Raw genomic sequence first — 10,789 nt, 5'->3', positions numbered from 1 at the left:
TGATTCGTCATTTTCCTCTAGATTTTCTTCTTCAGTTTCTTCCTCTTTTTCTACCTTTGCAACGGTAGCGACAAATTCATCATTTTCTTTGATGGTAATTAGTTTAACACCAATTGTATTTCTGCCCATTGAAGAAATCCCATCAACCGCCATCCGAATTAACACACCGCCAGTTGTAATAAGCATTAAATCCTCTTCGCCCGTTACAGCCTTCATAGAGACTAAATCACCATTTTTATCGGTAATATGGCAAGTTCTGATTCCTTTTCCGCCTCTGCCTTGAACACGATATTCCGAAGCAGGGGTACGCTTGCCATAACCATTTCTTGTTACGATCAGTATGTCCGTTCTTTCTTCAAGGACTTCCATGCCCACCACTTCATCATCTTCACCCAAGTTGATTCCTTTTACACCAGTGGCCGTTCTTCCCATTGAACGCACGTCCGTTTCTGGGAAACGGATCAACATCCCATTTTTCGTTCCAATAATAATTTCTTTGCTGCCATCCGTTAGACGAACAGAAATAAGTTCATCATCTTCACGTAGGTTTAGAGCAATCAAACCAGTATTCCTTATGTGGCCAAAAGAAGAAAGCGGCGAACGCTTTGAAATTCCTTGCTTGGTAGTAAAGAACAAGAACCAATCATCGACAAATTCCTCAACAGGAATAATTGCATTCACCCATTCACCTTTGTCGACCCCTAAGAGGTTAATAATTGGAATTCCTTTTGCTGTTCGGCTGTATTCAGGAATTTCATAACCTTTTGAACGGTATACTTTTCCTTTATTTGTAAAAAATAAGATTGTATCATGGGTCGAAGTGGTAATTAAATGTTCTACAAAATCATCATCATTTGTACCCATGCCTTGAATTCCACGTCCTCCGCGTTTTTGCGCACGGTAGGTTGAAACAGGCAAACGTTTAACATAGCCATTATGGGTAAGTGTAATGACGATATTTTCCACTGGTATTAAATCTTCATCTTCAATATTTTCAATTCCGCTTGTAATAATTTCGGTTCTACGTTTATCGTTAAAACGCTCTTTAATTTCAGTCAATTCCTCACGAATAATTTCTAAAACCTTTTCCTCATCCGCCAAGATTGCCTTTAATTCACCAATTAGCTTCACTAAGCCTTGATATTCGTCTTCAATTTTTTCTCTTTCCAAACCTGTTAGACGCTGCAAACGCATGTCCAAAATTGCCTGGGCTTGTTTTTCGCTAAGATTGAAATTAGTCATTAAACCTTCCCGGGCAATATCTGTTGTTTGCGAATTACGAATTAACGTAATAACTTCATCAAGATGGTCAAGGGCAACTCGTAAGCCTTCTAAAATATGGGCACGCGCTTCGGCTTTACGAAGTTCAAATTCAGTACGTCTGCGTATAATGACTTGTTGATGTTCAAGGTAATAGGTTAAACATTGCTTCAGATTCAATACCCGCGGGTGTCCATCTACAAGGGCTAAGGTATTGATACCAAAGCTTGTTTGCAAGGCTGTTTGCTTATAAAGGTTATTTAAGATAACACTGGCGTTTGCATCCTTACGGACCTCAATGACAATGCGCATCCCTCTACGGTCTGATTCATCCCGAAGGTCTGAGATCCCTTCAATTTTCTTATCACGAGCCAATTCAGCAATTTTTTCAATTAATTTTGCCTTATTTACTTGGTATGGAATCTCATGAACAAGAATTGTTTCTTTCCCATTTGCCTTTTGTTCAATTTCAACTTTAGCTCGAAGGGTTATGGATCCTCTACCTGTTTCGTATGCCTTACGAATCCCGCTCCGTCCAAGGATTAGCCCACCTGTCGGAAAATCGGGTCCTGGAATGATTTCCATTAACTCTTGAACAGTAATTTCCGGATCATGACTAACCGCAAGTACACCATCAATGACTTCACCAAGCTGGTGCGGCGGAATATTTGTTGCCATTCCAACAGCAATTCCTGTTGTCCCGTTGACTAATAGGTTAGGAAATCTTGCTGGTAAAACCACTGGTTCTCTTTCTTCACCATCATAGTTATCTTGGTAATCAATTGTATCTTTGTTAATATCTCTCAAGAGTTCCATTGAGATTTTTGACATTCTTGATTCTGTGTATCGCATTGCGGCGGCGGAATCGCCATCAACGGAACCAAAGTTGCCATGGCCGTCTACAAGCATATAACGATAGTTGAAATTTTGGGCCATTCGGACCATCGTTTCATAGACAGCCGAGTCACCGTGGGGATGATATTTACCGATTACATCACCAACAATACGAGCTGATTTTTTATATGGTTTGTCCGCATGAATTCCAAGATCATGCATAGCATAAAGAATACGACGGTGGACTGGTTTTAATCCATCCCGTACATCTGGCAGGGCACGGGAAACGATAACACTCATCGCATAATCAAGAAATGAAGATTTCATTTCGTGACTAATATTAATCTCTTTCACATGAGATTCTGGTGTTTCAGCCATATTTATTACCTCCTATAGGGTTTCAGGTAAGCCTGGATTCATCATTAATTGATCTTGTTAAAAAGAAAAAAGGGGATAGCGGTCAACCCTCTACCCGTTTTTTCGAACTGTCTAAATTTGATGCTTAAAGCTGTGTTAGGGTCTGCCTTGCGGCGGACTGTACATCGGTTAAGCGCCTGTGACCTTACTTATATATCTAGATTTTTTACGTATTTTGCATTTTCTTCGATAAAAATCCGACGAGGCTCTACCTTATCACCCATTAACATTTCAAAGGTCTCATCTGCTTCAATCGCATCCTCAAGATTAACTTGGAGCATGGTTCGAGTCGACGGATCCATCGTTGTCTCCCATAATTGTTCAGGATTCATTTCACCTAAACCTTTATAACGCTGAATATTGGGCTTTGGAGAATTTGGCAACTCTTGGAAAATTCGGTCGAGTTCTTTGTCATTATAGGCGTATTCAATTCGTTTTCCTTGTTGGACCTTATAAAGAGGCGGCTGAGCAATATAAACATATCCTGCCTCTAAAATTTTCCGCATATAGCGGTAGAAAAATGTTAACAGAAGTGTTCGGATATGGGCACCGTCAACATCGGCATCTGTCATGATAACAACTTTATGATAACGTGCTTTTGCAATATCGAAATCTTCTCCGATTCCAGTTCCAATTGCTGTAATCATGGCTCTAACTTCGTTGTTGGAAAGGATTCTATCTAAACGTGCTTTTTCTACATTCAGAATTTTTCCTCGGAGCGGCAGGATTGCCTGGAAGTGACGATCGCGTCCTTGCTTTGCAGAACCGCCAGCTGAGTCACCCTCAACAATATAAATTTCACTTTCTGAAGGGTCCTTTGAAGAACAGTCCGCTAATTTACCTGGTAAACTTGATACTTCAAGAGCACTTTTTCTTCTTGTTAACTCCCTGGCTTTTTTAGCTGCAAGACGCGCACGTGATGCCATTAATCCTTTTTCAACAATCTTTTTACCTACCACAGGATTTTCTAATAAGAATTTTTCTAAATGACTGGAGAAAACAGAGTCTGTTATCGTTCTGACTTCAGAATTACCTAACTTTGTCTTTGTTTGGCCTTCAAATTGTGGATCAGGGTGCTTAACGGAAATAATCGCTGTAATTCCTTCACGGACATCTTCACCGGAAAGGTTGGCATCATTTTCTTTAATAAGGCCATTTTTCCGCGCATAGTCATTGATAACCCGCGTTAAAGCTGTTTTAAAGCCAGATTCATGCGTTCCGCCTTCATAGGTATGAATGTTATTGGCAAACGAATAAATACTCTCGGTATAGCCTTCATTATACTGAAGAGCAACTTCAATGGATATCCCATCCCGTTCACCTTCTAAGTAAATTGGTTCTTCATGAACAACCTCTTTAGTACGGTTTAAATGTTCAACGTATGATTTAATTCCGCCTTCATAGTGGTATTCATTATGTTTATTTTCAACTCGCTTATCTTCAATAGAGATATTGATGCCGCGATTTAAAAAGGCAAGCTCCCGAATTCTTGTTGCGAGTGTATCATATTCAAATTCTAATGTTTCTGTAAAAATTTCACCGTCTGGTACAAAGTGAGTGGTCGTACCGGTATAATCGGTCGTTCCAATGACTTTTAAATCTTCAGCAGGAACACCGCGATGATATTTTTGGTAATAAATATTCCCGTCACGATGAACAAAAACCTCCATCACGGATGACAATGCATTAACAACTGATGCACCAACGCCGTGCAGTCCGCCGGAAACCTTATATCCGCCACCGCCAAATTTCCCTCCGGCATGGAGCACAGTCATAATTACCTCTACGGCTGGCCGACCCATTTTTTCCTGAATACCAACAGGAATACCACGTCCATTATCCTTAACCGTAATACTGTTATCTTTTTCAATAATAACCACTATTTTGTCACAGTAACCTGCTAGGGCCTCATCAATACTGTTATCGACAATTTCCCAAACGAGGTGATGTAGACCCTTGCCGCTGGTAGACCCAATATACATACCAGGGCGTTTCCTTACTGCTTCAAGTCCTTCAAGAACCTGTATTTGATTAGCATCATATGCTTGTTCCTGGACTTCTTTCTGTTCCATAGTCAATTAAGTTCACCTGCACTCTCTTTACTCAAATAATCTATTTTAACATGATAAGAAAGTATCATTTATAACCTTGAGAACGATCCAGCTTCGGCGTTTAAACAGCCGCTATTTGCTTTAATCTTGTACATTCATAAAATTTGAGCGCTTTTTCAACGTACTTGAAGAATAGGGGGATAAGTATACTTGGTCTTTTGTGATAATAATTGATTTAAACGAGCTCTTTGCCAAATTATTTAAATTCCCCTTATGTCTTTTTAAAAATTCATCGTTCAAAAGGGACGAATCTCCACTTTGTTTATCTACGATCGCAATAATATCCCTCGAACGAATCGTAAGATCTTCTCCAATATGAATGTACATGAACCCACCTCATTGAACTTGTTCCATTTTTCCTGATTCCACTTTAAAAGTTGATGCTTCTTTTAGTGTCTGGTGATCAATACCATCCACACTTGTTGTTGTTACAAACGTTTGAACCTTTCCTTGAATCGTATTGAGTAAATGGGACTGGCGATAGTCGTCTAATTCAGATAAGACATCATCAAGTAATAAAATGGGGTATTCTCTCATCTCGGAATGGATTAATTCAATTTCAGCAAGTTTAACAGACAAGGCAGTGGTCCGTTGCTGACCTTGTGACCCATATATTTGAACATCGTGCCCATTGACAAAAAACTGCAAATCATCACGATGTGGTCCAAACAAAGTTGTTCCTCGTTCAATTTCTCGACTTTTAACTTTATTAAATTTTTCCTCAAAGGACACTACCATTTTCGACATTTCTTGTGTTTCTAATACATCCACTGACGGTTTATATTCAATTTTTAACGTTTCTAACCCTCTGGAAATGCCTGAATGAATCGGTTGTGCCCAATTTTCAAGCATACGAAGAAATTCGAATCGCTTGATCACAATTTTAGCTGCCATTTGAATAAACTGTTCCGTTAGGACCTCTAGTACAGTTTGGTCCGTTTGCTTTTTCATTTGCAGTAGTTTTAAATATTGATTTCGTTGATGTAGGATTTTCTGATATTGGCTTATATCGTGTAAATAAATTGGGGATACCTGACCAATTTCCATATCAATAAAACGACGCCTTACCTGGGGGCTGCCTTTTACTAAATAAAGGTCCTCTGGTGCAAACATCACAACATTAAAATTCCCGACATACCGACTTAGCTTTTGCTGTTCAATATGATTGCACTTTGCCTTTTTTCCTTTTTTTGAAATGAGCAACTCCATTGGCAAAGGGCCGTATTGTTTTTGTATTCTACCTTCTATTTTAGCATAATCAGCATCCCAACGAATAAGTTCTTTATCGCTTGAAGTGCGGTGAGATTTAGCCATTGCTAAAACATAGATGGATTCCATGACGTTTGTTTTTCCTTGAGCATTTTCACCCAAAATAACATTGACTTTATTTTCAAAAGAAATATTTAGTTCTTGGTAATTCCGATAATTTCTTAATGATAACTGCTCAATATACATGTAAGTATCCTCACTAAAAAAGGGAAGGGCATGCCTTGCCTTGGCCCTTTTTCCTAATATACATGGGTCGGTTTCAATGAATGTACACTACACGATCAAGAATTCCCCGAAGTCGGGGATTTTTACTTTATCACCAGGATAAAGTTTTCTACCTCTTCTTTGATCTTGTTCACCATTGATAAAAATCTTATTTTCGCTTAAAAACCATTTGGCCATTCCACCAGTTTGGATGATATCAGCCAATTTAAGAAATTGTCCCAGTGCAATATATTCAGTCTCGACTTTTATTTCTTTCGGCATTACATTCACTCATTTCTGAAATGGTCTCTAAAGTTCTATTTTACTAAACATTTAATAAGTATTCAAACATCCTTTGTAACCAAAATTTAATCCTATAACTGAAACAAGCCACCGATTAGTGGCAGCTTGTGACTGTTTTAGTAAGTTCTTACAGGTAAAATCAATTGCAAAATAGTTTCATCGTGAAGCGGACGGATGACGAATGGGCGCATAGCCCCAGTAAAGTTTATCTTTATATCCGTTCCTTCTAAAGCTTTTAGGGCATCCATCATAAATTTAGCACTAAAAGAAATTTTTAATTCTTCCCCTTCAATTGACTCACTTTGAACTTCTTCAATAACCTTACCAATTTCAGGAGTGTTGGAGGAAATTTCAATTAGGCTATTTTCGATTGTAGAAAATTTGACTACATTATTTCTTCCTTCCCTTGCTAGTAATGATGCACGATCAATTGCTTGAAGGAATTCTTTTGTATTCAAGACTATATCCGTTTTACTCTCATTTGGAATAAGTCTTGATGTATCAGGATAGTTCCCTTCCAACAATCTTGAGAAAAATAATATATGTTTGGTTTTAAATAAAATTTGATTTTCAGTAATAACAATATCAATGGCATCATTTGAGTCATCGATTATTTTACTTAATTCATTTAAACTTTTTCCTGGAATAATCACATTATAGCTTTCGCCATTTTCCGATTCTATTTTTACAATTCGGAGTGCAAGTCTGTGGCTATCTGTTGCAATACAGGTTAACTGGTTATTTTCCACTTTCCAGTTTACACCTGTCAACACTGGCCGTGTTTCTGACGTGGACACTGCAAATACTGTTTGGCGGACCATTGCTTTTAATAGGTCAGCTGCAATATGGAATTTATTATTTTCCTCAACTTGTGGAAGGTGTGGATATTCTTCTGCATCTAGTCCATTTAAACTAAACTCCGATTTTCCGGAACGAATCACTGTTTGCAGGTGATTTAATACTTCAATTTCAACTGTATCTGTAGGTAATTTTTTTACAATCTCACTGAAAAACCTGGCATTTAGAACAATGGCTCCTGTTTCTTTAATTTCAACAATTTCATCACCATTCTCTTCTTTGGGAATGAAGATCTGAATTGAAATATCAGAATCACTACCTGTTAATGTAACTCCATCATTAGATGCAACAATCTTTATTCCGGTTAGAATGGGAATCGTTGTTCTGGATGTTACTGCCTTCATAACATCAGAAACACTCTGAACTAAATGATCTCGTTGGATTATAAATTTCATGTAAAAATCCTCCGTTTAAGCATATTTTTTTATTGCTAGCATATAATATTATTTTTTTAAAAAAAATAGTAGAAGTACTAGTAGGCCCTGTGAATTTGTGGATAACCCGTTTTATTAACGGAAATACAGTCTATCCACATGTGGATAGACTGTGCATAAACTAGGTTCACTTATCAACAAATTATTTAAACTTTCAACAATTCATTTAACTCTTTTATTTGCCTTTGCAGCTGTGAATCAGATTGCAAAAGCTTAGAAATTTTTTCATGAGCATGAATAACGGTAGTATGATCTCTCCCGCCAAACTCTTCTCCTATTTTCGGTAACGAATAATCTGTTAATTCGCGTGACATATACATCGCAATCTGTCTTGGAAAAGCAACAGATTTTGTTCGTTTTTTTGCCTTAAAGTCTTCAAGCTTTATATTAAATTGTTCGCCGACAGCTCTTTGAATATCAAGGATTGTAATCATTTTTGGCTTTGAGCTTGGAATGATGTCTTTTAATGCTTCAGCTGCCAGGTCTGCATTAATATCCTTATTGATCAATGAAGAATAAGCAACCACGCGAATTAGTGCTCCTTCAAGTTCACGGATGTTGGAATCAATTTGATTAGCAATATAAAGCATCACTTCATTTGGAATATCTAAACCATCTGCCTTGGCTTTTTTTCGTAAAATAGCGATTCTTGTTTCCAAGTCAGGCGGTGTAATGTCGGTAATCAATCCCCACTCAAATCGGGAACGCAAACGGTCTTCCAAGGTTGGGATTTCTCTTGGTGTTCGGTCACTCGAAATAATAATTTGTTTATTATCTTCATGAAGAGTGTTGAATGTATGGAAAAATTCTTCTTGCGTTGATTCTTTTCCGGCCAGAAACTGAATATCATCTATCAAGAGCACATCGACATTTCGATATTTGTTGCGAAAGCTTTCTGCTCGATTGTCACGAATCGAGTTAATGAATTCATTTGTAAACTTTTCTGATGATAAATAAACGACCTTTGCTGAAGGGTTATGCTCTAATACATAATGACCAATAGCGTGCATTAAGTGCGTTTTTCCTAATCCAACACCACCATAAATAAACAAAGGATTATAGGCTTTTGCCGGCGCCTCTGCAACAGCAAGTGATGCAGCATGGGCAAAACGGTTGCCAGAGCCGATAACAAAAGTGTCAAATGTATATTTAGGAATTAGCATGCTTTGCGGAAAATCGGTATGATCGTCATCCCTTTTGTTTTTTTTAGGAGGAACTGGTAGATCAACATCTTCGGTACTTTTGTTTTGTGGAATGATAAATTTTACGGCAAGTTCCTCACCTGTTATTTCGTATAGGATGCCGGCAACCAATTGAGAATAGCGTTCTTCCAGCCAATCACGAGCAAATTCATTTGGAGCTGTTATGACAAGCAAGTCTCCCTTTAGAGAATGGGCCTTTGTCGATTTTAGCCAAGTATCAAAACTCGGTTTGCTTATCTTTTTTTCTATGTTGTTTAAAGCAGCACTCCAAAGATCCGCAATATTTTCCAACTAGTATCCCTCCTTTTCATTTTCTTAAACCGTTTTATATAACCATTGTATTTTTCAGATCTTCATTTTGCAGTCGTATATAGTTTTGTTGCCATTTTGTATGTTTATACAATGGCTAAAACCTATAAATCTATAAATATACGAAAAAATGGTTGTGGAAAAATATATAATAAGGAAAATAAGTGGGGTTTCGACAATATCCACTTGCTGTGGACAAGTTTATTTTAGCACTATGAATAACTGTCCACATGTTATCCACAGTTTGTGGATAACATTCCCCGCAATATCGGTTATCCAGAGTGAAAACACAAATATAATAACAAATTTAACGAAGCGGTGCAATGCTTTTTAGAAGTTTATCCACAACTGTAACATTCTGTGCATAATGATTGTCCACAGTTTATGTTTTTGTGAAAAACCTGTCGATAAGGATTGTGGACAGAAAAAATAACGTGTAATTTTATCCACAGGGCAAAAAATTGGTAAGGCCATTGAATTTTGGAGCGATTGATGGCTTATTTTTTGCGTAAGAAAAAGTTCTGATTTAAACTATAGGATAGGAGATAATAAATATAGGGGCAGTTGACATATCCACCAGTGGTCTTTATAATAATTAAGACTGTCTTTAACAGCTATTCCTCAGGGAGGTGTCATATATGAAAAGAACTTACCAACCAAATAAACGTAAACATAGTAAAGTTCATGGCTTCCGCAGCCGCATGAGCAGTGCAAACGGTCGTAAAGTATTAGCTCGTCGCCGTCGTAAAGGAAGAAAAGTATTATCAGCATAGACCACTGAAATTCCTCAGTGGTCTTTTTTTACAAATATGTAAAAGTGGCTTCATTTTTCACATAAAATAATGTTAAAGCCCACTGTTGATTGGAGTGGAGGGTGCGAAGACTCCTCGAAAATGCTAACGCATTTTCTTCGTGCGTGAGCGGATTCAAAGAAGCTATTCAATGTCCTGCGGGAGTACGGGTCTGGTGAGACCCCACAGGCGCCAAAGCGCCGAGGAGGCTCACCGACACGCCCGCGGAAAGCGAAGCACCCGGAACGGAAATCAACAGGCAAGGTACAAAGCTCTACATAAAAAGATTTTGTAATGGGGAAAAATATTCGTCATTATATAAACTGAAGGTGTTTTTCCATGAAAAAAGAACTAAGAGTAAAAAAGAATAAAGATTTCCAAGAAGCCTTTAAAAAAGGGCGATCATTTGCAAATCGACAATTTGTCGTCTATGTCCTTCAAAAAGAAGGACAAACCTCTTTTAGGATCGGTCTCTCCGTCAGCAAAAAACTCGGAAATGCCGTTACAAGAAACCAAATTAAACGATATATCCGCCAAGCTGTATTTGAAGTAAAAGAATCCATGCAGCAAGATTTAGATTATGTAATCATTGCCAGAAAACCTTTGGTAGAAATGGACTTTTTTGAGTTGAAAAAAAGCCTGACACACGTTCTAAAGGTAGGAAAGGTTTTTCGGAAAGAGGAAAACGGCAATCAAAAACGAATTTAATAAGTACTGGTATTTATTTCCCGAAAAATAATGATAAAATATGTTTTAAAAAATCTACATAAAATTTGCCAAAAAAATTTAATAATTTA

9 protein-coding genes (1 of these 9 only partly in view) are annotated in these 10,789 nt (G+C 37.7%); 2 read left to right on the top strand and 7 right to left on the bottom strand.

Translation table 11 applies throughout. The features are described from left to right. The 7 genes from gyrA to dnaA form a co-directional block, all read right to left on the bottom strand. On the bottom strand, window positions 1-2,472 hold the 5' portion of the coding sequence (gene gyrA / locus RCG17_RS13210; RefSeq protein WP_308175574.1) for a DNA gyrase subunit A. It extends 66 nt beyond the left edge of the window; the window shows 2,472 of its 2,538 coding nt (coding positions 1-2,472); the start codon lies at window positions 2,470-2,472; its stop codon lies beyond the left edge, outside the window. Between the two features lie 188 nt (window positions 2,473-2,660). Next, a complete protein-coding gene (gene gyrB, locus RCG17_RS13205) occupies window positions 2,661-4,583 on the bottom strand; it encodes a DNA topoisomerase (ATP-hydrolyzing) subunit B (protein WP_308175839.1) in 1,923 nt (640 codons plus the stop codon). Between the two features lie 120 nt (window positions 4,584-4,703). Continuing rightward, complete coding sequence (gene remB, locus RCG17_RS13200; RefSeq protein WP_308175573.1) at window positions 4,704-4,949, bottom strand: extracellular matrix regulator RemB; 246 nt, start codon at window positions 4,947-4,949, stop codon at window positions 4,704-4,706. Between the two features lie 9 nt (window positions 4,950-4,958). Then, window positions 4,959-6,077 (bottom strand): DNA replication/repair protein RecF, encoded by a 1,119-nt coding sequence (recF, locus tag RCG17_RS13195; protein WP_308175572.1) that lies wholly within the window; start codon window positions 6,075-6,077, stop codon window positions 4,959-4,961. A gap of 87 nt (window positions 6,078-6,164) precedes the next feature. Next, window positions 6,165-6,377, bottom strand: a complete 213-nt coding sequence (yaaA, locus tag RCG17_RS13190; protein ID WP_308175571.1) for a S4 domain-containing protein YaaA — start codon at window positions 6,375-6,377, stop codon at window positions 6,165-6,167. A gap of 137 nt (window positions 6,378-6,514) precedes the next feature. Beyond that, window positions 6,515-7,651: a DNA polymerase III subunit beta gene (gene dnaN, locus RCG17_RS13185; protein ID WP_308175570.1), complete on the bottom strand. Its 1,137-nt coding sequence runs from the start codon at window positions 7,649-7,651 to the stop codon at window positions 6,515-6,517. 185 nt (window positions 7,652-7,836) lie between these two features. Continuing rightward, window positions 7,837-9,183 (bottom strand): chromosomal replication initiator protein DnaA, encoded by a 1,347-nt coding sequence (dnaA, locus tag RCG17_RS13180; protein WP_308175569.1) that lies wholly within the window; start codon window positions 9,181-9,183, stop codon window positions 7,837-7,839. A gap of 656 nt (window positions 9,184-9,839) precedes the next feature. Here dnaA and rpmH point away from each other — a divergent pair. Both rpmH and rnpA read left to right on the top strand, forming a co-directional pair. Next, window positions 9,840-9,974, top strand: a complete 135-nt coding sequence (rpmH, locus tag RCG17_RS13175) for a 50S ribosomal protein L34 (RefSeq protein WP_066059809.1) — start codon at window positions 9,840-9,842, stop codon at window positions 9,972-9,974. A 357-nt stretch (window positions 9,975-10,331) separates the two neighbouring features. Next, on the top strand, window positions 10,332-10,700 hold the full coding sequence (gene rnpA, locus RCG17_RS13170; protein WP_308175568.1) for a ribonuclease P protein component: 369 nt from the start codon (window positions 10,332-10,334) through the stop codon (window positions 10,698-10,700). The last annotated feature ends 89 nt before the right edge of the window (window positions 10,701-10,789 follow it).

The sequence above is a fragment of the Neobacillus sp. PS3-12 genome, from assembly GCF_030915385.1.
In the GTDB taxonomy this organism is placed as follows: domain Bacteria; phylum Bacillota; class Bacilli; order Bacillales; family Cytobacillaceae; genus JAEVLT01.
Note: the sequence above shows the minus strand (reverse complement) of the source record. Positions and strands in the feature narration are given on the sequence as shown.